At 30.6% G+C, this 23,228-nt stretch carries 22 protein-coding genes and 5 tRNA genes; 15 read left to right on the top strand and 12 right to left on the bottom strand.

Going from position 1 to position 23,228, the window contains the following annotated elements; genetic code table 11:
• Position 1: 1 nt before the first annotated feature.
• Together ACN5J5_RS09575 and ACN5J5_RS09570 are read left to right on the top strand one after the other, a co-directional pair.
• Positions 2 to 751, top strand: coding sequence for a LytR/AlgR family response regulator transcription factor (locus tag ACN5J5_RS09575; protein ID WP_418644682.1), 750 nt, complete (start codon positions 2 to 4; stop codon positions 749 to 751).
• Between the two features lie 90 nt (positions 752 to 841).
• Complete coding sequence (locus tag ACN5J5_RS09570) at positions 842 to 1,399, top strand: YqgE/AlgH family protein (protein ID WP_418644681.1); 558 nt, start codon at positions 842 to 844, stop codon at positions 1,397 to 1,399.
• Here ACN5J5_RS09570 and ACN5J5_RS09565 read toward each other — a convergent pair.
• Both ACN5J5_RS09565 and ACN5J5_RS09560 read right to left on the bottom strand, forming a co-directional pair.
• A complete protein-coding gene (locus ACN5J5_RS09565; RefSeq protein WP_418644680.1) occupies positions 1,396 to 2,226 on the bottom strand; it encodes an aminotransferase class IV in 831 nt (276 codons plus the stop codon). The genes ACN5J5_RS09570 and ACN5J5_RS09565 overlap by 4 nt on opposite strands.
• 97 nt (positions 2,227 to 2,323) lie before the next feature.
• A complete protein-coding gene (locus ACN5J5_RS09560; protein WP_418644679.1) occupies positions 2,324 to 2,707 on the bottom strand; it encodes an START-like domain-containing protein in 384 nt (127 codons plus the stop codon).
• Between the two features lie 104 nt (positions 2,708 to 2,811).
• Here ACN5J5_RS09560 and ACN5J5_RS09555 point away from each other — a divergent pair.
• Positions 2,812 to 2,885, top strand: a tRNA-Met gene (locus ACN5J5_RS09555).
• A gap of 31 nt (positions 2,886 to 2,916) precedes the next feature.
• Here ACN5J5_RS09555 and ACN5J5_RS09550 read toward each other — a convergent pair.
• The gene (locus ACN5J5_RS09550) at positions 2,917 to 3,354 is read right to left on the bottom strand and encodes a GNAT family N-acetyltransferase (protein ID WP_418644678.1); all 438 of its coding nucleotides are present in this window, start codon (positions 3,352 to 3,354) and stop codon (positions 2,917 to 2,919) included.
• 112 nt (positions 3,355 to 3,466) lie between these two features.
• Here ACN5J5_RS09550 and ACN5J5_RS09545 point away from each other — a divergent pair, with 112 nt between their 5' ends.
• The 4 genes from ACN5J5_RS09545 to ACN5J5_RS09530 all read left to right on the top strand — a co-directional run bounded on the left by ACN5J5_RS09545 (position 3,467) and on the right by ACN5J5_RS09530 (position 4,336).
• Positions 3,467 to 3,913, top strand: coding sequence for a GNAT family N-acetyltransferase (locus ACN5J5_RS09545; protein WP_418644677.1), 447 nt, complete (start codon positions 3,467 to 3,469; stop codon positions 3,911 to 3,913).
• A 116-nt stretch (positions 3,914 to 4,029) separates the two neighbouring features.
• A tRNA-Gly gene (locus ACN5J5_RS09540) sits at positions 4,030 to 4,102 on the top strand.
• Positions 4,103 to 4,146: 44 nt separating this feature from the next.
• Positions 4,147 to 4,219 (top strand) — tRNA-Gly (locus ACN5J5_RS09535).
• A 44-nt stretch (positions 4,220 to 4,263) separates the two neighbouring features.
• Positions 4,264 to 4,336, top strand: a tRNA-Gly gene (locus tag ACN5J5_RS09530).
• A gap of 36 nt (positions 4,337 to 4,372) precedes the next feature.
• Here ACN5J5_RS09530 and ACN5J5_RS09525 read toward each other — a convergent pair.
• Complete coding sequence (locus ACN5J5_RS09525; RefSeq protein ID WP_418644676.1) at positions 4,373 to 5,020, bottom strand: rhomboid family intramembrane serine protease; 648 nt, start codon at positions 5,018 to 5,020, stop codon at positions 4,373 to 4,375.
• A gap of 90 nt (positions 5,021 to 5,110) precedes the next feature.
• Here ACN5J5_RS09525 and ACN5J5_RS09520 point away from each other — a divergent pair, with 90 nt between their 5' ends.
• A complete protein-coding gene (locus tag ACN5J5_RS09520) occupies positions 5,111 to 6,022 on the top strand; it encodes a lysophospholipid acyltransferase family protein (protein ID WP_418644675.1) in 912 nt (303 codons plus the stop codon).
• Between the two features lie 55 nt (positions 6,023 to 6,077).
• Here the strand turns inward: ACN5J5_RS09520 and ACN5J5_RS09515 are convergent.
• Positions 6,078 to 6,153 (bottom strand) — tRNA-His (locus tag ACN5J5_RS09515).
• A gap of 55 nt (positions 6,154 to 6,208) precedes the next feature.
• Entirely contained in the window at positions 6,209 to 6,925 is a 717-nt protein-coding gene (gene bshB1, locus ACN5J5_RS09510) for a bacillithiol biosynthesis deacetylase BshB1 (protein ID WP_418644674.1), read from the bottom strand.
• Positions 6,926 to 7,006: 81 nt separating this feature from the next.
• Here bshB1 and ACN5J5_RS09505 point away from each other — a divergent pair, with 81 nt between their 5' ends.
• Positions 7,007 to 8,848 carry an SLC13 family permease gene (locus ACN5J5_RS09505; protein ID WP_418644673.1) on the top strand — a complete coding sequence of 614 codons (1,842 nt, stop codon included), beginning with the start codon at positions 7,007 to 7,009 and terminating at the stop codon, positions 8,846 to 8,848.
• Here ACN5J5_RS09505 and ACN5J5_RS09500 read toward each other — a convergent pair.
• Positions 8,829 to 9,995: a trans-sulfuration enzyme family protein gene (locus tag ACN5J5_RS09500; RefSeq protein WP_418644672.1), complete on the bottom strand. Its 1,167-nt coding sequence runs from the start codon at positions 9,993 to 9,995 to the stop codon at positions 8,829 to 8,831. The genes ACN5J5_RS09505 and ACN5J5_RS09500 overlap by 20 nt on opposite strands.
• Positions 9,996 to 10,068: 73 nt before the next feature.
• Here ACN5J5_RS09500 and ACN5J5_RS09495 point away from each other — a divergent pair, with 73 nt between their 5' ends.
• From ACN5J5_RS09495 to ACN5J5_RS09485, 3 genes are read left to right on the top strand one after another with little or no spacing between them, the layout of a single operon-like run.
• Positions 10,069 to 10,827 (top strand): Rossmann-like and DUF2520 domain-containing protein, encoded by a 759-nt coding sequence (locus ACN5J5_RS09495; RefSeq protein WP_418644671.1) that lies wholly within the window; start codon positions 10,069 to 10,071, stop codon positions 10,825 to 10,827.
• Positions 10,811 to 11,338 (top strand): KdsC family phosphatase, encoded by a 528-nt coding sequence (locus ACN5J5_RS09490; protein WP_418644670.1) that lies wholly within the window; start codon positions 10,811 to 10,813, stop codon positions 11,336 to 11,338. Before ACN5J5_RS09495 ends, ACN5J5_RS09490 begins: the two co-directional genes overlap by 17 nt.
• Positions 11,339 to 11,383: 45 nt before the next feature.
• Positions 11,384 to 11,806, top strand: a complete 423-nt coding sequence (locus ACN5J5_RS09485) for a DUF2147 domain-containing protein (protein ID WP_418644669.1) — start codon at positions 11,384 to 11,386, stop codon at positions 11,804 to 11,806.
• A gap of 17 nt (positions 11,807 to 11,823) precedes the next feature.
• Here the strand turns inward: ACN5J5_RS09485 and ACN5J5_RS09480 are convergent, their stop codons facing one another.
• The 3 genes from ACN5J5_RS09480 to gyrA all read right to left on the bottom strand — a co-directional run bounded on the left by ACN5J5_RS09480 (position 11,824) and on the right by gyrA (position 16,850).
• Positions 11,824 to 12,909: an energy transducer TonB gene (locus ACN5J5_RS09480; protein WP_418644668.1), complete on the bottom strand. Its 1,086-nt coding sequence runs from the start codon at positions 12,907 to 12,909 to the stop codon at positions 11,824 to 11,826.
• Positions 12,910 to 13,083: 174 nt separating this feature from the next.
• Positions 13,084 to 14,319 (bottom strand): tetratricopeptide repeat protein, encoded by a 1,236-nt coding sequence (locus ACN5J5_RS09475; protein WP_418644667.1) that lies wholly within the window; start codon positions 14,317 to 14,319, stop codon positions 13,084 to 13,086.
• A gap of 17 nt (positions 14,320 to 14,336) precedes the next feature.
• Entirely contained in the window at positions 14,337 to 16,850 is a 2,514-nt protein-coding gene (gyrA, locus tag ACN5J5_RS09470) for a DNA gyrase subunit A (protein WP_418644666.1), read from the bottom strand.
• Between the two features lie 307 nt (positions 16,851 to 17,157).
• Between gyrA and ACN5J5_RS09465 the strand changes: the two genes are divergently transcribed.
• Complete coding sequence (locus ACN5J5_RS09465; RefSeq protein ID WP_418644665.1) at positions 17,158 to 19,710, top strand: ATP-dependent Clp protease ATP-binding subunit; 2,553 nt, start codon at positions 17,158 to 17,160, stop codon at positions 19,708 to 19,710.
• Between the two features lie 176 nt (positions 19,711 to 19,886).
• Positions 19,887 to 21,272, top strand: a complete 1,386-nt coding sequence (locus ACN5J5_RS09460; protein ID WP_418644664.1) for a TlpA family protein disulfide reductase — start codon at positions 19,887 to 19,889, stop codon at positions 21,270 to 21,272.
• A gap of 65 nt (positions 21,273 to 21,337) precedes the next feature.
• Here ACN5J5_RS09460 and ACN5J5_RS09455 read toward each other — a convergent pair whose 3' ends face one another.
• Positions 21,338 to 22,138 carry a TIGR00266 family protein gene (locus ACN5J5_RS09455; RefSeq protein ID WP_418644663.1) on the bottom strand — a complete coding sequence of 267 codons (801 nt, stop codon included), beginning with the start codon at positions 22,136 to 22,138 and terminating at the stop codon, positions 21,338 to 21,340.
• 52 nt (positions 22,139 to 22,190) lie between these two features.
• Positions 22,191 to 22,646, bottom strand: a complete 456-nt coding sequence (locus ACN5J5_RS09450; protein ID WP_418644662.1) for a DUF4442 domain-containing protein — start codon at positions 22,644 to 22,646, stop codon at positions 22,191 to 22,193.
• A 153-nt stretch (positions 22,647 to 22,799) separates the two neighbouring features.
• On the opposite strand from ACN5J5_RS09450, the gene ACN5J5_RS09445 reads away from it, so the two are divergent.
• The gene (locus ACN5J5_RS09445; protein WP_418644661.1) at positions 22,800 to 23,228 is read left to right on the top strand and encodes a DUF4870 domain-containing protein; all 429 of its coding nucleotides are present in this window, start codon (positions 22,800 to 22,802) and stop codon (positions 23,226 to 23,228) included.

The following is a 23,228-nucleotide window of genomic DNA, read 5'->3' as shown; positions in this document are numbered from 1 at the left end:
CATGAACAAACTTACTGCTATTTTAGTTGAAGACCAATCAGCAGCTTTAGAAATGTTGCAAAACGATATTTTAAAATTTCATTCAGAAATAGAAATAATTGGTACCGCAAAAAGTGTTGTAGAAGCATCTATTTTATTAAGAAAAAAGCAACCAGACATTTTGTTTTTAGACATTATGCTTGGGGATGGTACTGGTTTTGATGTATTAGAAATTCATCCAAACTTAACCTCTAAAATTATTTTTGTTACTGCTAGTGATGAATTTGCTATAAAGGCTTTTAAATTTGCTGCTATCGATTATGTTTTAAAACCGTATGCAAACGAAGATTTGTATAATGCAATTAACAAAGCTAAAAATCAACTAAAACCTGCCAAAGAGCAAATAGCTGTTTTACAACAATCCATACAGCAACCAAATCAACGCCCAAAAAAGATTTCTTTAAACACTTCTGATAAAATTATTGTTGTAAATTTAGATGATATTGTACGTTGTAAGTCTGATAATAACTACACAGAGTTTTTTTTAGCAGATAATCAAAAAATTTTAGTAGGTAAAACACTAAAGTATTTTGCCGACATGCTAAAAGAGTTTAATTTTATACGAGTACACCAAAGTCATTTAATTAACACACAGTATATCAAAGAGTTCATTAAATCCGATGGTGGTTATTTGGTGTTAAAAAATAAAGAAAACATTCCTGTATCGGTAAGAAAACGACCCGAAGTTGTTCTTTTTTTAGAAAAAATATAGACAATTTTATGTTATTTATTTTATTTTTTAACAATAACGTTAAATATTTATTAAAATTTTACTTATTTTAGTCAAGTAAACAATAAATATATGGTTGCACTTAAACCCGAAAAAGGCAGATTATTAATTGCAGAGCCTACTATTTTAAACGATAAATCTTTTAAAAGAACAATCGTTTTATTAACCGAACATACTTTAAATAGTTCAGTTGGTTTTATTTTAAACCGACCTTTAAATTACGTTTTAAACGACTTAGTTCCCGAAATAGATTGTGATTTTACAATATATCAAGGCGGACCTGTTGAACAAGATAATTTATATTTTATACACAAAGTACCACAATTAATTCCTAATAGTGTTGAGGTTGCAAATGGTATTTACTGGGGAGGAAATTTTGATCTTTTAAAAGAACTTTTAATTAAAAATAAGTTAAAAGCTACTGATATTCGATTCTTTTTAGGGTATTCTGGTTGGGGTAGCAATCAGTTAGAAAATGAACTAAATACAGATTCTTGGTTTATTTCAGAAAATGATTACAAAAATATTTTAACCACCAATAATGAAAGTTTATGGAAAGAAAAACTACTTCAAAGAGGCGGTAAATATAAAATTTGGGCAAACGCACCAAGTGATATTCAAATGAATTAACCTGTTATAGTTAACAACTTAAAGCTATTTTTTATTTTGTTTGTTATTTCTGATGTAAACACTTTTTTACGATAATTACTTACTGATTGAACTCCAATAATCGCGTTGGTTATAAAAACTTCATCTGCTTTTTGTAGCTCAAACGGAGAAATAACTGTTTCTTCAATAGTATAATCAGGATGTTTTTCTAAGATTTCTATCACCTTTTTTCTGGCAATTCCTTTTATACATCCTTCAGTTAATGCAGGTGTTTTTATTACGCCATCTTTTATAATAAAAATATTTCCGTTAATTGCTTCAACAACTCCTTTTCGTTCATTTAACAACACACAATTATCTAAATCATTTTCATCTGCAAAAATAGCAGACAAAGTGTTTAGCATTCTGTTAGATGTTTTTAAAGTTGATAACAAGCCAGAGTAATTATAAAAATCTTTATATAGGTCTATTTTATAAGAAGATTTCTCAACATAATTCAATTCCGAAGCTTCTATTAAGTAATCAACTTCATTTGACTTCGGATTATACAATCCTCCATCTTTTCTGTAAACGGTTAATCTAACCCTATAACTTTCAGCTTTTGGTAATTCTTTTACGATAGATAAAATTTCGTCTTGTAAAAACTCAAGTGTAAATTTCATCGGAATTTTCATACGTAACATTCTCATCGAAGCCATTAATCTAAAATAATGATCTTCAATAAAAACAACCTTCGTATTCATTACTTTTATCGTTTCAAAAACAGCATCACCATATTTAAAGACTCTGTTATTATTTGATAATTGTAATTCGTTTCCTGATATTATTTCTCCGTTAAAATTTACCATCTTTCAAAAAATTTGATTGCAAATTTACTGCTTAGCTAATTAGTAGCCATAAAAAAACTCGACAAAATGTCGAGTTTTTAATATCTAAATATAAAAGCTATGCTCCAATACTATTTTTTAAACTTTCTATTTGATTTTCCCATAGCATTTTTGCCTCTTCAGCATCGTCTTCATCATCAGCAAAATCGGTAACAATTACAGCAACATCTTTGGTTAAAGGGTCTACTTGAATTTTAAATTCAAAATAACTTTCATCATCTTCGCTTTCTACCCACTTAAACTTTATACGTTCGTTCGTTTTTTTAGCTAAAATTTTAGCTTCTTCTTCTGAATCGTCCCACATAAAAGTGATTAATTTTCCACGAGAATTTACTCTATCTGCAAACCATTCTTCTAATCCTGAAGGAGTTGCCAAACAATTATACAACATACTTGGCGATGCGTGTATAGGAAACTCTAATTCAAACTTTACTTTACTCATTTGTTTTTTTCTTAGAACGCAATATATATCTTTATTTTTTTAAAAAAAAATTATATATTTTTATTGGTTAAATGTAAATAAATTATATATTTGCACCCGCATTCGGCGAGGTAGCTCAGTTGGTTAGAGCGCAGGATTCATAACCCTGAGGTCGGCAGTTCAAATCTGCTCTTCGCTACAAAACTCAAACTTAACGGTTTGAGTTTTTTTTATACATAAATATGGGTGTACATTTTACTATGGATTCCTACTTTATCTACAAGAAATTCATCTCCTTTTTTTATGAATTTTAGCTTTTCATAAAACGGAACCGCCTCTTTTCTTGCATTACACCATAAAATAGTTACTTTTTTTGCTTTCAATTTCTCTACAGCCTTTTCTATTATTTTTTTACCTAAACCTTTTCCTCTTACTTTTGTTAATGTAGCCATTCCTCTTAATTGATATTGGTTCTCTTTAAAATCATCCATACAGTTATTAATAAAAGTTGCGATTCCTACCAGTTCATTATCATAAAAAGCGCCTAAATGAAAAGTACTCTCTTCAAAATCCTCTTTAAACTTATAAGGCAATTTAATACCCGATCTTAAAACTGCTAATCTGATTTCGTATGTTTCTTTTGATGTAATTTCTTTAATTTCAACCATTCTTTTTATTTATCGTTTTGTTTTAAATAACTTTGAAGCTTTATTAAAAATAAGATTGCCCAAGTTAATCTTTTACTTGATTTTTTTAGACTCCTATAATAAAATTTTAAAAATGAAACTAAGTTTTAAACCTATAAAAACAGCCGAAATACTAACTATTTTCCCTCTTTTAAGTAAAATAAACACCACAACACCAAGTAAAATTTTAAAAGAACGCCTTATAGAAATGACTAATTATAACACATATGAATGTGTTGGTGCTTTTGATGATGAAAAATTAATTGGTATTTGCGGACTTTGGTACAGTACTCGACACTATCTTGGTAAAAGTGTAGAACCAGATCATGTTATTATTGATGATGATTATAGAGGAAAAAATGTAGGAAAACAATTTTTTAGTTGGATATATGATTACACGAAAGAAAAAGGATATGAAGCGATAGAATTAAACACTTATACAGGAAACAGAAAATCTCATAAATTTTATCAAAATGAAGGATTTGAGATCTATGGATTTCATTTTGTGAAAGTTATGCGAGAAGATCAACAATTTTATTAATTTTATTCAAAAAACCATTGCAAATACTAGAAACTATATTATATTTGCAACCGCTTTACAACATAATTAATTTTATTAAAAAGCAAATGCAAGAAATTGCAAAAAACTTTACCAATGCGAAAGTAGCTCAGTTGGTAGAGCGTCAGCCTTCCAAGCTGAATGTCGCCAGTTCGAACCTGGTCTTTCGCTCACAGTCTTTAGAAGATAGACTTAAAATAACTTTATTTACCAATGCGAAAGTAGCTCAGTTGGTAGAGCGTCAGCCTTCCAAGCTGAATGTCGCCAGTTCGAACCTGGTCTTTCGCTCACAGTCTTTAGAAGACAGACTTAAAATAGCTTTATTTACCAATGCGAAAGTAGCTCAGTTGGTAGAGCGTCAGCCTTCCAAGCTGAATGTCGCCAGTTCGAACCTGGTCTTTCGCTCAAAAAAAACCGAAACATTTGTTTCGGTTTTTTTTACTACTTATTTAACTTTAATTTATCTCCAAATAAAAATAAACCAACAATAATAGCTCCAATAATCCCAATCATTAGGGTATTATTACCTATTACACTTGGCTTAAGAATTAACGTTAATATATAACCTCCTATTGCACCTCCTAAATGTGCAGAGTGCCCAATATTGCCAACTTGATTTTTCATACCGTAAATTGAATATAATAAATACCCTATTCCGAAAACATATCCTGGTAACGGAATTGGTATTGGCAACATAATTAATTCCATATCTGGATATAGCATTATTGATGAAAAAACAACTCCCGATACTGCTCCCGAAGCTCCAACGGCACTATAATAAATTTCTTTTTTATGTTGATATAAAGAATACATGCTTCCTGCTAACAAACTTCCGAAGTAAATTAATAAAAAATAAGTAACTCCAAAATTACCAACTACTACCTTTCCAAAAAGATACAACGCATACATGTTAAAACCTAAGTGCATCCAATCAACATGTAAAAAACCAGAAGTTAGCATGCGTAGTTTCTCTCCTCCTAATATTTTTTGAACCTGAAACTTATAAGTATCAAAAAAAAGTGTATCGTTAAATCCTTTGTAAGAAACTAAAGCGTTTGCTACAATTAATATTAAAATAATTTGACTCATAGTATCTATTTATAACCACAAACATAATCAAAAGTTAATAAAGTAAATCATTAACAAATTAATACGATATTTGCTTTTTAAAATTAAAATATGAAGCTTTTAACTTTTGCTATTACTTATCCTTTTATTTGGCTGCTATCTCGATTGCCAATGGGAATTTTATATCTGATTTCTGATTTCTTTTTCTTTATATTGTACTACATTTTTGGTTACAGAAAACCAGTTGTAGTTGCTAATTTAAAAATTGCTTTTCCTGATAAAAATGACACAGAAATAAACGAAATCACAAAAAAATTCTTTAAACATTTTGTTGATTTAATTTTTGAGAGCGTAAAGTCTTTTACAATCAGCAAAAAGGAAATTAACAAACGATACAAATTTAAAAACCCCGAATTAATAAACGAACTAACCAAACAAGGTAAAAGTATTGCTTTAACAGGTGCGCATCAAGCAAATTGGGAATGGGCGTTTGGACTTCCTTTCTTTTTAAACATTAATTGCTTTGGTACTTATACCAAAATTCAGAATCCTTATTTTGAAAAAAAGATAAAAGCTTCTAGAACAAAATTTGGTTTTGATGGAGTGCCTACTGGTATTTTTAATAAAACGATTAGCAGCAGAGAGGCAAAAAAAATACAAACACTATATATTTTATTAAGCGATCAATCTCCTCAAATACACAAAACAAGACATTGGCATTCTTTTTTAAACGTAAAAGTACCCGTGCATACAGGTGTTGAAATTTTAGCTAAAAAATACGATTTAATTGTTGTTAACATGAATACCACTAAAATAAAGAGAGGTTATTTTGAAACAGAATTTGAACTAATTACTGATTCACCTAAAGAGTTTGATAATTTTAAAATAACAGAGAAGTTTTTAAAAATAGCAGAAAAAAATATTTACAAACAGCCTGAATGTTATTTATGGACACACAAACGATTTAAACATAAAGATAAATATGATAAATGGTTAGAAATCAGAAAAACTTCTCAAAAATAATTGAGAAGTTTTTTTTATAAATTAAAAAAGTCTTCTCTATTCGAGAAGACTTTTTGGGTGGAAGACGGGATTCGAACCCGCGACCCTCGGTACCACAAACCGATACTCTAACCAACTGAGCTACAACCACCATGTAACTTGCGGGTGCAAATATATAACAGTTTCTAATATCTACAAAACTTTTTTTTAAAATAATTTACTTAAATTTTCAATAGCCACGTAACGTTCTGAGGTAAAACCTTCTGCATAATCTACTCCAATTAACCTTCCTAAATCTCGCGCTCTGTAATTTACGCTATCTGTAAAATTTTTACTTGTAATTGGTGTTTCTGGCTCGTTGCTTTTCGGATCAAAAAACTGAGAACTATATGCTAAAACCGCAGCTTCTTTTTTTTCCATAAAATTAGAAACATCAACAACAAAATCAGGTTCAATATTTTTCCATTGAATATAATGATACACTTGTTTTGGTCTCCATTTTTCTTGTTTATTACCAGCTAAATCAGTTTCAATTTTTAACAGTCCACTTAAAAAGCAGGCATCCGAAACCAACTTGCTTCCCTTCGGATGATCGATGTGCCGATCATCAATCGCATTACAAAGCACAACATCAGGCTTGTACTTTCTAATCATTTTTATAATTTCTAATTGATGCCTTTTATCATTTATAAAAAAACCATCAGCAAAACCTAAGTTTTCACGTACAGTAACACCTAAAATTTTTGCAGCATTAGCAGCTTCAATATCACGCAACTCAGCCGAACCTCGTGTACCTAATTCTCCTCTAGTTAAATCTACAATCCCTACTTTTTTTCCTAACGAAATTTCTTTCGCTATAGTTGCACCTGCTCCTAACTCAACATCATCAGGATGGGCTCCAAATGCTAAAATATCTAATTTCATATCTATTTAAAATTCTTGTTTTTGCACAAAAAATAATGTGCATCTTTGTAATATTGCTAAGGTAATTAACTTTTTATAATCATGACTACAACACTTATTATCATTTTAATTGTTACCATTTTGCTATTTGCTTGGGGTAAATTTACGCCAGATATTGTAGCCTTATTATCAATGATTACCTTATTTTTAGTAGGAATACTAGATGTTACGGAAACTTTAAGTGGATTTAGTAATCCTACCGTTATTATGATTGCCTGCTTATTTATTGTTGGTGAAGGACTTTCGCAAACCGGATGGACAGCTTTAGCAGGTAATAAATTACTAAAATGGGCAGGAAAAAGTTCTTCAAAACTTTTAGTTATCATCACTTTAGGTTCTGGTGTTTTATCTGGTTTTGTAAGCAATACAGGTACCGTAGCTACTTTGTTACCAGCAACCATTTCATCTGCCTGGAGTGTAGGTACTTTTCCGTCAAAAGTTTTAATGCCTGTTGCTTTTGGATCAAACACAGGTGGTTTGCTTACACTTACAGGAACGCCTCCAAACATCATTGCAAATAATGCTTTAATAGATGCTGGCTTTAATGGGTTTTCATTTTTTGAATTTGCACTTATCGGCTTGCCGCTATTAATTATTGCTATTTTGTATTTTAAATACATCGGACATAGATTATTACCTAGTAATCCAACTAATAATAAACCGATTGATATTGATACGACTCTTCATAATTGGATTGATGCTTATAGAGTTAATAATGATGTATATCGACTAAGGATTCGACAAAATTCTCCTTTAATAAACTCTCATTTAGGCGAATGGCATTTAGAAAGAGATTACAGTGTAAATTTATTTAGGATTATTAGAACCAAATCTAATCGATTAAAAAGAATAAAAAAAGTAGTAGAATTTCCAAGTGTTCGTACTAAATTATATCACGGAGATATTATTACCTTAAAGGGTAAAACGGAAGATATTAATAAACTGATGATTCAATTTCGCTTAGGATTATTACCTAAAGAAGCAGTTGCTGATGAAATGAGATACAATCTTACAAATCAAGAAGTAGGAATGTCTGAAGCTTTGGTTACCCCAAAATCAAGATTAGTGGGGCACACCATTAAATTAGGAACTTATTTTAGTCGCTATAACATTCAATTATTAGCTGCCTCAAGAAATAACAAACCTTATATTGAAGAAGAAATTACGGTACAAGCTGGTGACGGATTTATTATTAGAGGACCATGGAAAAACATTGAAGCTTTACAAAAACGACACGAAAATATTGTTTTAGTTGGTAGTCCTGAAGGAATGTCTAAAAATGTAGATAGACTTACTTATAAATCTTACATTGCTTTAGGTTCTTTACTTTTAATGATTTTTTTATTGATTTTTAAAATTGTTCCTGGTGCTATTGCGGCATTAATTGCTGCCGGAATTAATTTACTTTTTGGAAGCGTTCCGATAACAAAAGCTTACAAAGGTATTAGTTGGATTAGTGTTGTTATGATTGCTGCCATGATACCCATGGGAACTGCTTTGCAAAAAACAGGTTTAGCACAAGATATTGCTAACGCTATTGTTAATACTTTAGGTAGCGGAAATCCCATTTATTTATTAATCTCAATTTTTTTATTAACCTCACTTTTTAGTCAGTTTATTAATAATTCAGCAACTACAGTATTAATGACTCCTATTGTAATTTTAGCATCACAAAGCTTAAATATTAACCCCGAACCATTAATTATTACTGTAGCAATTAGTGCGTCTACCGCTTTTTTAACTCCAGTAGGAACCACAACAAACGCAATGATTTTAACTGCCGGAGATTATAAGTTTACCGATTATTTTAAAGTAGGATTTCCATTATTGCTATTATTTTTAATAACAACAGCACTATTAGTTCCTATATTTTGGCATTTTTAGTAATTAGTAACGCCTGCTCAATATCTGCAATTAAATCTTTGGTTTCTTCTATACCTACCGAAAAACGAATTAAACCATCTTTAATCCCTTGTTTTGCTCTTTCTTCTGCTGATAATAATGCATGAGAAGTTTGTGTTGGGCTTAACATTGTACTTTCTACACCCGCTAAACTCATTGAGGGTTTTATCAATTTTAAATTGTTCATAAAAAGCATCGAATCAATATTATCTTTTAACTCGAAAGACAACATCCCTCCAAAATATTTCATCTGATTTTTTGCCAGTTTATAATCCGAATGAGTTTTTAATCCTGGATAATAAACAGTACCAATCGCCTTATTTTTAGTTAAATATTTTGCCATTTTTAATGCATTTTTACTTTGGCGTTTTACACGTAAATTCATTGTTTTTAAACTACGCTCTAACATCCAAACTGTAAAATCACTTAAACTACCACCTAAGTTTTTTGCTAAATTCCAAATTTTATCAATATGTTGGTTAGAAGCAGCAACAGCACCGGCTAAAATATCAGAATGACCGCCCATATATTTTGTTGCAGAATGTAACATAATGTCAATTCCAAAATCAATTGGTGTTTGATTTATTGGCGATGCAAACGTATTATCAATCATGGTAACAATATTGTTTTTCTTTGCCAAATCAGCAACCGCTTTAATATCTACTATTTTTAATAGCGGATTAGAAGGAGTTTCAATAAAAATAACTTTTGTGTTTGATTTAATTTCGCGCTCAAAATCATCAATATTTAAGCTATTTGTAAACGAATATTCAATTCCAAATTTATCAAACTCTTCAACTACAAAATTATAAGTTCCGCCATACAAAGTTTCTTGTAATATAACATGATCGTCTTTTTTCAAAAAGGCCAACATTGTAGTGCTAATTGCTGCCATTCCTGAGCCAAAAATTAGTGCGTTTTCTGTTTTTTCTAAGGCAGCTATTTTTTTGCACAACATTTCTTGATTTGGCGTATTAAAATAACGTGGATACCGCTTAACATCAACTCCTTCAAATTGATACGAAGTTGACATATAAATAGGTGAAATAGCTCCTTTAAACTGCTCGTCTTTAATCTCTCCTACATGAGTACATATCGTATTTAAACCTAATTGATCGTTTTTTTTCATTGCTTTAAAGTTTAGCAACTAATTTACTAAATCTGTTTTCATTTTGATATAAAATATCAATATCTTCGTAACTATGATTAAAATTGCCATTATTGGGGGAGGAAATGTTGCAACTCATTTAGCGAAAGCTTTTAGTAAAACTAAAGAGGTGTCTTTAATACAAATCTATGCCAGAAATATTGAGCAAATAAATCATTTTAAGCACGATATTTCTATAACCAATAGTTTAGATTTATTGATGGATGCCGACGTTTATATTATTGCTATTGCAGATGATGCCATTGCAGATGTATCATTAAAAATTGATAAAAAAAATAGTTTAATCGTTCATACTTCTGGGAGTGTTTCTTTAAAAGCTTTAAAAAACAACGGAAGGAAAGGTGTTTTTTATTTATTACAAAGTTTTTCTAAAAATAAAAAAGTTAATTTTGATGAAATTCCGTTTTGTTTAGAAGCCGAGAATGATGAGGATTTAAACACTTTAAAAAAAATAGCGAAGGCTATTGGAACCAAAATTTATACTATTAATTCAGTACAACGAAAAAGATTACATGTAGCTGCTGTTTTTGTAAATAACTTTACAAATTACATGTATAAAATAGGCAATGATATTTGTGAAAAACACGATATTTCTTTCGAAATTTTACATCCTTTAATTAAAGAAACAGCAAAAAAAATAACAACATTAAGTCCCGAAAAGGCACAAACAGGGCCTGCCAAAAGAAACGATCAAAAAACAATTAGTAATCATTTAGAATTACTAACCTCAGCACAACAAGAAATTTACCAACTAATTACAAAATCAATCCAAAAAGATGGAGAAAAGTTATAAAGAAATATTACCTCAAATAGATACATTTATTTTTGATGTAGACGGTGTTTTAACAAACGGAATTGTTACTGTTTTTCCTGACGGACAGCTAGTACGACAAATGAATATTAAAGATGGGTACGCTTTAAAAGCAGCCGTTAAAGCTGGTTTTAGAGTTTGTATTATTTCTGGTGGAAAAAACGAAGGAGTTCGCACACGTTTAGCTAATTTGGGTATTACTGATATTTATTTAGGCGCTCATGATAAAATTAAACAGTTTAATGAATTGGTTGAAAAACACAATTTAAATCCTGAGAATATTGTTTACATGGGAGATGATATTCCTGATTATCCTGTAATGAAGTTAGTAGGCATGCCATGTTGCCCTAATGATGCAGCACGCGAAATTCAGCAGGTTTCTAAATATATTTCTGATAAAAATGGAGGAGAAGGTTGCGCTCGCGACATTTTAGAACAAGTTTTACGTGTTCAAAAAAAATGGGATAGCAACTTTGATGCTCAATATGATTAATTTGGAACAATCTTTGAAATTATCACCTCAATAAAACTCAATAAAATGAAAAATCTACTTTTTATTCTTTCAGTAATTATTAGCACCTCTGTGAGTGCGCAAACTATTTTTGGTAAATGGGAAAACCGAGATGAAGAAACCAATAAAGTAGATTCTGTTATTGAAGTTTATGAAGAAAACGGAAAAGCATTTGCTAAAATTATACAAATTACTGATAAAAATAAACAAGAGGTATTATGTGACAAGTGCAACGGTAAAAGAAAAAACAAACCTATTTTAGGAATGAACATCTTAACTGGTTTACAAAAAGATGATAATGAATGGAGTGGTGGAAAAATACTTGACCCTAAAAACGGAAAAGAATATAAATGCTATATTCAACTTGAAAACAGTAATAAATTAAAAATTAGAGGTTACATCGGTTTTGCAGCCTTTGGCAGAACTGCTTATTGGTATCGAAAAAAATAATATAAAAAATATAAAGGCTATTGTTCTTCTATATTGAATGACAACGGTAGAGAAAGCCTAAAACCTACTGGTTTTCCTTGTGCTGTTGCTGGTTTCATTTTTGGTAGTAATTCAACAACTCTAATTGCTTCTTTTTTCAATGCATCGTGTGGAGCTTTTACATCTACGGAATCAACAACACCTTCTTTATTTATTCTAAACTTAATAAAAACAGTCACTTTACCTGTAATAAGTTTTGCTAATTCAGGGTAATCTACTTGAAAATTATCATTAATAAATTTCCTTAAACTAAGATTAAAACATTTTTTCTTATTAGAATCCTCACTACAACCTGGATAAACAGCATACGTTTCTACTATCTTAAACTCTTCTTTTACAACATTATTTTTTTCTCTCATTTTTTGTAAAAGACGTGCTTTTACTCCCATAATACCAGATTCGTTTTCATTCACTAAAAGGGAATCTTTTTCAGCCGTTAAATCTATACTTACTAGAGGTTCTTCAACTTCTATCACTGAGTGTGATACCTTTTTTTCGTCAACTACAACTGTTTCTTCTTTTAACACTTCCTCTTTAGTTTCAACTACTTTTAAAGCACTTTCATTATTCACACTTTTAGTAATACTATCCTTTACAATTACTAATTCACTTGCATCTATTGCAGGAACATCATTATTAACAACAGAATTAACTTTGGCTTTTTCAACAGAATTAACATCTTCAACTATTTCTTTTAATGCTACAAAATCACCTTCGCCATTAATTACCGCTTCTAAATTAACATGTAGTTCTAGCATGTATTTATATTGTGCTGATTTTTTATTCTTAGACTGTTCAAAAAAACGCTTTACATACTTTTGCGCTACGCTATATTCTTTCTTTTTAATATGCAACTTTGAACCAAAAACCGATACTTTAATAGGTATTGACTCTCCGTAATAATTTAATGATTTAGCTAATAAATCTGCTGACCTATCTAATTCATTAGCTTCAAAACTCGAAACAGACTTATTAAAAAAAATATTTGCTAATTTTTTTCCTCTTTGAGAATAACAATTTATAGATAAAAGGGAAATAAATAAAAGGATATTAACGATTCTCATGTCTTAATTTTAACATAAAAGTAACTTATTTTTTTTATATGAAAAAATATTTTTACGTAAGCTTACATTTTCATAATATTATTATGCTATAACATAAAAAAAGCTAAGTAATATTAAATATTACTTAGCTTTTTTTATGTTAAAGTTATAATTAATAACCTTATTTAGGTGATATTACCTCATAGATTTAAATAAATCTCTGTATTTAGATGCTTTTTCCTCTTGCTCTAAAACTTCGTATAAATTCATCAATGTTTTAACGGTATCTATATTTCTACTTAACGAATCTGCTTTTTCTAAAAATGGTAAAGCCTCTTTATATACTTCTTTTTGTTGTAATGCTAATTCATCATATTTTTTAAAGTTAGATAAATTATTGTTCATTTCTTCAACAATTTTCTTGTCTTTATTTAAAACTACAACTGCTAAGTTCATGTAAGCATCACTATAATCTGGTTTTAACTCTATTGCTTTTTTATAATACTTTTTAGCATCTTCTACTCTTCCTTGATTAAAATTAACAACACCTAAATTATAATATAAAGTTGGATTTTCAGGATCTAAAGCAATTGCCTCACTCATTAACTCTCCAAATTTATCCATTTTCCCAAGGTTCACATACATATCAGCTTCATTTAACAATAAGTTTAAATCTTTTGGATTTGCTTTTCTTGCTTCTACCAATGCAGCCATAGCTTCATCTGTTTTACCTTGCTCTTTTAAAATTAACGCAATATTTTTAACAATAATAGCCGATTTAGATTCAGACGATTTATTCTCTGGCTTAATATATTGTTTAGATTTAATCATTAAATCTCTTTGTTGCTTAGAACCTAAATTCTCAACTTTACCTGTAGCTTTATTTGTTGCAAGATATTGAGTTGCAATTCCTGTATAACCTACTCTTCTTAATTCTTTATAATATCTAATTGCCTTTTCATATTCTTTTGCTTGTGTAGCAGAAATTGCTGCATTATATGCAAAAGCGGTATCTGTAGGACTTAACACATAGGTTAAATAAAAATTATCAGCTGCATTTTTATAATCTTTCTTGTTATTATATAAATCAACAGCCTTATTAGAAACCTCTTGAATCATTTGATTTAAGATTGGTTTAGCTTCTTCAGAGTATTTATTCTCTTTCATAGCCAACAACTCATTAAATACTTCTGCAGCATTTTTATAGTCTTTTTTAGCTGCTAAAACCTTACCTTTTAAAAAGTAAAATTTAGATTTATATTTATCTTCTCCATTAACCATTATAGCTCCCTCTGTTGCGTTAAGAGTTGCTAAAGCTAAAGTGAAATCTTGTTTTTTAATAGCTCTCTCAGCAGATTTAAGTTCTGTTTTTTGAGCCATTAATCCTAACGACATTAATCCTAAAGAAAAAGTTAATATTTGTTTTTTCATCTTAGTTACTATTTTATTTATTCTTGTTTTGGGTTTTCGTTTGTATTGTTTTCAATTTCCGTGCCATTTTCAATTTCATTTTCTTCCTCCTCTTCTTCATGCATAACTTTTGCTACTGCAGCAATACTGTCTGAATCTTTAATATTTATTAAACGAACACCTTGTGTTGCACGTCCCATAACACGTAAATCTTCAACAGCCATACGAATTGTAAGCCCTGATTTATTAATAATCATTAAATCATTAGAATCATCTACATTTTTAATTGCAACTAATTCTCCTGTTTTTTCTGATATATTTAAAGTCTTAACTCCTTTTCCTCCACGATTCGTAACACGATAATCTTCTAATTTAGAACGTTTACCGTATCCTTTTTCAGAAACCACTAAAATATTGCTATCCATGTCATTAACAGCAACCATACCTATTACTTCGTCTTTTTCATGCGATAATGTAATTCCTCTAACTCCAGATGCAGTTCTTCCCATCGGACGTGTTTTTGCCTCCTCGAAACGAATAGACTTACCTGATTTTAAAGCTAACATTACTTGACTGTCACCAGTTGTTAATTTTGCTTCTAAAAGCTCATCATCTTCTTTAATAGTAATTGCATTAATACCATTAGTTCTTGGTCTAGAATACTGCTCTAAAGGTGTTTTTTTAACACGACCTTTTTTAGTTGCCATAATCACAAAATGATTATTAATGTATTCTTCGTCTTTTAAATCTTGAGTTACTAAAAATGCTTTTACCTTATCGTCTTGTTCTATATTGATAAGGTTTTGCATTGCTCTACCTTTAGTATTCTTTCCTCCTTCTGGAATTTCATACACACGCATCCAAAATACTTTTCCTTTTTGCGTAAAGAACATCATATATTGGTGATTTGTTCCAACAAATAAGTGTTCTAAGAAATCTTCATTACGGGTAGTTGCTCCTTTTTGACCACGCCCTCCTCTATTCTGAACTTTATATTCATCAAGATTTGTACGCTTTACATAACCTGCATGCGAAATAGTTACTACCACTTTAGAGTTTGGTATCATATCTTCGATACGCATATCTCCACCTGCATAATGAATTTCAGAACGACGCTCATCTCCATACTTATCTCTAATATGTGTTAACTCATCAGTTATAATTTGGTAACGTCTTGGTTCGTTTGCTAAAATATCTTTTAAATCAGCAATCGTTAACATGATTTCTTCAAACTCGGCACGTAATTTATCTTGTTCTAGTCCTGTTAACTGACGCAAACGCATTTCTACAATTGCCTTTGCTTGAATTTCTGTTAACTCAAAACGCTCTATTAATTTTTCGCGTGCTTCATCTCCGTTTTTAGATCCACGGATAATTTTTATTACTTCATCAATATTATCCGAAGCAATAATTAATCCTTCTAAAATATGAGCTCTAGCTTCAGCTTTTTTCAGTTCAAACTCCGTTCTACGAACAACAACTTCATGTCTATGTTCAACAAAGTATTGAATTAATTGCTTTAAGTTTAATTGCTCTGGACGTCCTTTTACTAGCGCGATATTATTTACACTAAACGATGTTTGTAATTGCGTGTATTTATATAACTTATTTAAAACGATATTTGGAATTGCATCACGCTTTAAAATGTACACAATACGCATTCCGTTTCTATCAGATTCGTCGCGTATATTCGAAATTCCTTCTAATTTTTTATCATTAACTAACTCTGCAGTTTTTTTAATCATTTCTGCTTTGTTAACCTGATAAGGAATTTCAGTAACAATAATACATTCTCTTCCTTTTACTTCCTCTATAGTTGCTTTAGCACGCATTACAATACGTCCTCGTCCTGTATGAAAAGCGTCTCTTACACCGTCATAACCATAAATGGTTCCTCCCGTAGGAAAATCTGGCGCTTTAATGTGTTGCATTAACTCATCAATCTCAATATCTCTATTTTCAATATAAGCAATCGTACCATTTATAACTTCTGTTAAATTGTGCGGTGCCATATTAGTAGCCATACCTACTGCAATACCCGATGCTCCGTTTACTAATAAATTAGGTATACGTGTTGGTAATACCGTTGGTTCTTGTAAAGTATCATCAAAATTTAAGCGATGATCTACAGTATCTTTTTCAATATCAGCTAACATTTCTTCTGATATTTTTTGCATACGCACCTCAGTATAACGCATTGCTGCAGGAGAATCTCCATCAACAGAACCAAAGTTACCTTGACCATCAACCATCATATAACGCACACTCCAATCTTGCGCCATACGAACCATAGAATCATATACTGATGTATCACCATGTGGGTGATACTTACCTAATACCTCTCCTACAATTCTTGCTGATTTCTTATATGAACCTGTTGCTTTAATTCCTAGCTCGTGCATACCAAATAAAACTCTTCGGTGAACTGGTTTTAAACCATCTCTTACATCTGGTAATGCTCTTGATACAATAACCGACATCGAATAATCGATATACGCTGATTTCATTTGCTCTTCAATGTTGATAGGAATCAACTTTTCGCCATCTGCCATATATATTTCTTTAAAATATTAATTCTCATTTTCGTTAAAAAAGTGAATTTTACACTTGATAAAACTCACTTTTAAAATACCCTAAAAATAGCTGTATTTTTTAAAACATTGCAAGATACTACAATGCCATGTTTTACACAAAAAATATACCTATTGTTTTAATGATACTTATCAACAAATTTAACAGTTTTTAAACATTATTTTCATATATTCATCTTGCCATTATGTCTGTTAAAAACTATTGGCATCTTTTTTGTAATTTTTAAGAAAAAAACTTACTAACTTTACACATATACAAATTAAATTTATGGACGAGAATTTTTCACCACAAGTTAGAGATGTTATCACTTTTAGTAAAGAAGAAGCCCTTCGTTTAGGACACGACTTTATTGGAACAGAACATTTATTATTAGGTTTGATTAAGAAAGGAGATGGAAAAGCCATTGAAATATTAACTACTTTCGATGTAGATTTAAGTTTAATGCGCAATAAATTAGAAAAATTAAATCCAGCCACACCTTCAATAACAACCGTAGAAAAGAAAAGCTTACACCTTACTAGGCAAGCTGAAAAAGCGATAAAAACAACATTTTTAGAAGCTAAACTATACCAAAGTAACGCTATTGATACTGCGCATTTATTGTTATGTATTTTACGTAACGAAAATGATCCTTCAACAAAATTGCTTCAAAAATATGATGTTGACTACGAACAGGCAAAAGCTTTATACAAACAATTACATGTAGAAGATCCCTTTTCTTCTCCTACAGCAGAAACACCTTCGGAAGACGAATTTTCTGAAGACAAATCAAACCCTTACGGACAACAAAACCCAAAAGGAAAGCAAGCTAAAAAGTCTAAAACACCTGTTTTAGATAATTTTGGACGCGATTTAACACTACTTGCCACTTCAGGAAAATTAGACCCTGTAGTTGGACGTATTAAAGAAATAGAACGTGTTTCTCAAATTTTAAGTAGAAGAAAAAAGAACAATCCAATGTTAATTGGTGAACCTGGTGTTGGTAAATCTGCCATTGCCGAAGGTTTAGCTTTACGAATTGTTGAAAGAAAAGTATCACGAATACTATTCGACAAAAGAATTGTTTCTCTAGACTTAGCTAGTTTAGTTGCCGGAACAAAATACAGAGGGCAATTTGAAGAACGCATGAAAGCGTTAATGAATGAATTAGAAAAAAATGATGACATCATTTTATTTATTGATGAAATTCATACCATTGTTGGTGCCGGAGGTGCTACAGGTTCTTTAGATGCATCAAACATGCTAAAACCAGCGTTAGCTCGTGGAGAAATTCAATGTATTGGCGCAACTACTTTAGATGAATTTAGAACAAACATTGAAAAAGATGGTGCTTTAGAGCGTCGTTTTCAAAAAGTAATTGTAGAACCTACCACTGTTGAAGAAACTGTACAAATTTTACACAACATAAAAGGTAAATACGAAGCGCATCATCAGGTATCATTCACTGACGAAGCTATTGAAGCCTGTGTAAAATTAACAAATCGCTATATGACCGATCGTTTTTTACCAGATAAAGCTATTGATGCTTTAGATGAGGCAGGATCTAGAATTCATATCACTAACATTGTGGTACCGCAACAAATTTTAGAACTAGAAGCCAAACTAGAAGAAATTAGAGAACACAAAACAAAGGCTGTAAGCGGTCAAAAATACGAAGAGGCTGCAAAGCTTCGTGATGACGAAAAAAACATTGAAACCGCATTAGATTCTGCTCAAAATCAATGGGAAGAAGACGCAAAATTAAACAGAGAAATTGTTACCGAAGATAATGTTGCCGAAGTTGTTTCTATGATGACAGGTATTCCTGTAAACAGAGTTGCCGAAGCTGAAAGCAATCGTTTAGCAGATTTACCTAACATGATTAAAGGTAAAGTTATTGGGCAAAACGAAGCTGTTACCAAAGTGGTAAAAGCAATTCAGCGTAATCGCGTAGGTTTAAAAGACCCAAATAAACCAATTGGTTCTTTTATTTTCTTAGGATCAACTGGAGTTGGTAAAACACAATTAGCAAAAGTGTTAGCACGCGAATTATTTGATTCTAGTGATTCTTTAATTAGAATTGACATGAGTGAATACATGGAAAAATTCGCTATTTCTCGCTTAATTGGTGCTCCTCCAGGATATGTAGGATACGAAGAAGGTGGACAATTAACCGAAAAAGTTAGAAGAAAACCTTATTCTGTAATCCTGTTAGATGAAATTGAAAAAGCGCATCCAGATGTTTTTAATATGCTTTTACAAGTTTTAGACGATGGACATATTACTGACAGTCTTGGACGAAAAATAGATTTTAGAAATACCATTATTATAATGACTTCTAATATTGGAGCTCGTAAAGTAAAAGAATTTGGAGCTGGAGTTGGTTTTGGAACTTCATCAAAAAAAGAACAAGAAGATGCACATGCTAAAAGTATTATTGAAGGTGCATTAAAAAAATCGTTTGCTCCTGAGTTTTTAAATCGTATTGATGATGTAATTATTTTTAACTCACTAGAACGTGAAGATATCCATAAGATTATTGATATCGAATTAGAAAAACTATTAAATCGTATTGCAGATTTAGGCTACAAGTTAATTTTAAGCGAAAAAGCAAAAGATTATATTGCAGATAAAGGTTTTGATAAAAAATATGGTGCTAGACCTTTAAAAAGAGCTATTCAAAAATACATTGAAGATGCCTTAGCTGAAGAAATTGTAAACTCTAAATTAGATGAAGGCGATACAATTTCTATGGATTTAGACGATAAAAGTAACAAACTTACTATTAACATAGAAAAAGGAGAAAAAACTGAAGAATCTAGAACAGAATTAAACGACTAAAATCAAAATCCTCTTAAGCAAAACTTAAGAGGGTTTTTATAAAAAAAGGTGTTTTACAAGAAAATTACGCTTATTTAACATCAAAAAAGTAAAAATTTTGTTATTTTTTTTGATTAAAAACTTAAAAAAAGTAACTTCGACCCCTTAATCCCTTATTCACATAAACAATAACAACGATGAAAAGACTAGTCCTTTTTGCCCTAATAGGAACCACTATTATTTCGTGTACAAAAGAAAAACCTGTTAAAAATTACCTTATTTTATCAGGTAAAATAGAAAATTTTAAAAAGAGAAATGTCACTTTAACTGGATTTAATTTTGAGAAAAAAATTAAATTCGACAAAAAAACTGGTACTTTTTCTGATACTTTAAAAATTGACGACAAAGGCTACTACACAATTATTGCTAACAAAAAGCAATTTAACCTATACCTTTCAGACACTGTAGATACAAAGATAAATTTTGATTATAAAAAATCTGAAAACGTTCAATTTAAAGGAACCAATGCGAACATTAATAATTATTTTGTTCAAAAAAAGGAGAAATTTTCTGAAATTTTAGTAAATGCTAACAAATTATTTTCTCTTGAAGAACAAGATTTCTTGGATAAAATGGATGAATACAAAGAAGCTTTAACCGAGCTTTCTATCTCAAATAATTTATCTGCTGATTTCTTAAAAAGCGAAGTGAAAAATATTGAGTATGAATACTTAAGAAACATAAGTAATTATCAAGATTTTTACAGAACTTTAACTGGTGATAAAGATTTTACTACTTCTGAAGATTTCCCAGATCCTCTTGAAAATTTTAATTACAGTAGTGGAGATGATTATGTAAATTCATATTCGTACCGTAAAATGCTTGAAACTCAATTAGAGGCTCTTGCTAAAGAAAACAATAAAGAAGGTGAAGATTATTCTTTAACTTATTTAGAAACTGTACAAACAGAAGTAACAGACCAAACTGCTAAAAACGATTTATTATACAAAAGTGCAACAGCAGGTATCACTTACACTGATAATTTAAAAGAATTTTACACAAAATTCATAGCATATTCTACCAATAAAGAACATAAAGATAAAATCTCTGAAAGCTACAATACTTTAAAAACTACCGCTAAAGGGCAACCAGCCCCTAAATTTAAAGATTTTGAAAATTACGCAGGTGGAACCACTTCTTTAGACGATTTATTAGGTAAAGGAAAATATTTATACATTGATGTATGGGCAACATGGTGTGGTTTTTGTAAAAGAGAAATTCCTTTATTAAAAAAATTAGAGGAAGAATACCATGGAAAAAACATAGAATTTGTAAGTATTAGTGTTGACGACAAAGCTCAACACAAAAAGTGGAAACAAACTATTGTAGACCGAGAAATGACCGGAGTACAATTATTTAGCGGAAAAAAACAGTCTGAATTAGAATGGGCTCAAAAATTTTTAATAAAAGGATTACCTAAATTTATTATTATTGACCCTGACGGAAATATTGTAAACCCTAACGCTCCTGCACCTTCACAAGGTCAAAGGTTACTTGATATCTTTGATGAATTAGGAGTTTAATAACATCTTATTATAAAATAAAAAAAACCGCTACTTAGCGGTTTTTTTTATTTTATAAACTCAAATTAAAATCGATTATCTCCATCTAGCATATCTCCTATTCCGCCTAAAATACTTCCCTCACCTTTACCGCCTTTACCAGTTTGTGGCGCCATTGCCAACACTCTACCAGCTAACCTACTAAAAGGTAACGATTGAATATATACCGTTCCTGGACCTTGAAGCTTTGCAAAAAACAATCCCTCTCCACCAAATACTGTATTTTTAATTCCTCCCACAAACTCAATATCATAATCAATATCTTGCGTAAAACCTACAATACAACCCGTATCTACTTTTAAAACCTCACCAGGTTGTAAAACTTTTTTAGCCATGGTACCTCCAGCATGTATAAAAGCCATTCCATCTCCTTCTAATTTTTCCATAATAAAACCTTCACCACCAAATAAACCTCTTCCTAAACGTTTAGAAAATTCTATTCCAATAGAAACTCCTTTTGCCGCACATAAAAAAGCATCTTTCTGACATATAAATTTACCCCCAAACTCAGACAAATCAACTGGAACTATTTTCCCTGGATATGGTGACGCAAACGAAACTTGTTTTTTTCCTTGTCCGTTATTTGTAAAAACCGTCATAAACAAACTCTCTCCTGTAAGAATTCTTTTTCCTGCAGAAAATATTTTACCCAACAACCCTGTTTCTTGATTAGAACCATCGCCAAAAATAGTATTCATTTTTACCTCAGCATCCATCATCATAAAACTTCCGCTCTCAGCAACAACTCCTTCTTGTGGATCTAATTCAATTTCTACATACTGCATTTCTTCTCCGAAAATGCGATAATCTATTTCATGTGCATTCATAGTATTGTTCTTTTTTAAATTCAATAAATCAGACGTTAAAAACTAATATTTGTTACAATTTCACTTTTAAACTCCACTCAAACTGAAATTTAGACACGGAAACTCCGTCTTCATTTACACCCTCTGAAGTTACCAAAACTGTTTGCCCCTCACCTGTTTTTACAGATCTTTGTATAGCATCTTTAATAGCCAATCCATCATTACACTTAAATTGAATTTTACCTGTTGCTTTTTTTGTAAAAGTTGCATTCATATTAGTAACCAACATCGATACTTTTCTGCCAGATACATCAATAGCTTGCATAACCAAAATACCTGTAGCTAATTCTGCAGCCATTCCTTGTACTGCCCAAAACATGCTCTTAAAAGGATTCTGATTAATCCATCGATGCTTTACAGTTACCAAAGATTTTTCTTCAGAAATTGATTTTACTTTAATTCCGCAGATATATGCAGATGGTAATTTAAATAAGGTGAAAAAGTTAATTTTTCGCGGTGTAAACTTCATTTTTATAATGTTTACGGGCAATTTACAGCTTTTATTTTAATAATTACACCAATTCTGAAACGTTAAGGAAATGTTAATTTAGTACTATGTATTGCATAATACCTTTTTTAAAACATATATTTGCATAGTAAAGTATTATATAAAACATTAGTCATGCAACAAAACAACGAAAATACCAACGCCTTTTTAATACACATATCGGCTTTTGCAGGATATTTGTTCCCTTTAGGAAGCATTATAACACCATTAATTTTATGGCAAACATTAAAAGAAAAAAGTTTATTTTTAGATGAACACGGTAAAGAAGCGGTAAACTTTAACATCAGTTTTGGTTTATATATTTTTATTTTAAGTGCCTCGTTTTTTTCTTTTTTCTTCGGAAGTTTTATCGATATTTTTAATGGAATAGATATTGATTTTGGCGGAAACCACTCTTACAACGGTATATTTGGTTTTATTGGTATTGCCTCGTTAGTTAGCGTAGTATCGCTTATTAAAGTTGCATTAATTATTATAGCTGCAATGAAAGCTAACAAAGGAGAAAATTACAAATATCCTTTTACAATTAAATTTATAAAATAA

Source organism: Tenacibaculum insulae, assembly GCF_964512435.1.
GTDB lineage: Bacteria > Bacteroidota > Bacteroidia > Flavobacteriales > Flavobacteriaceae > Polaribacter > Polaribacter insulae_A.
This window is presented reverse-complemented; position numbering and strand designations above follow the sequence as displayed.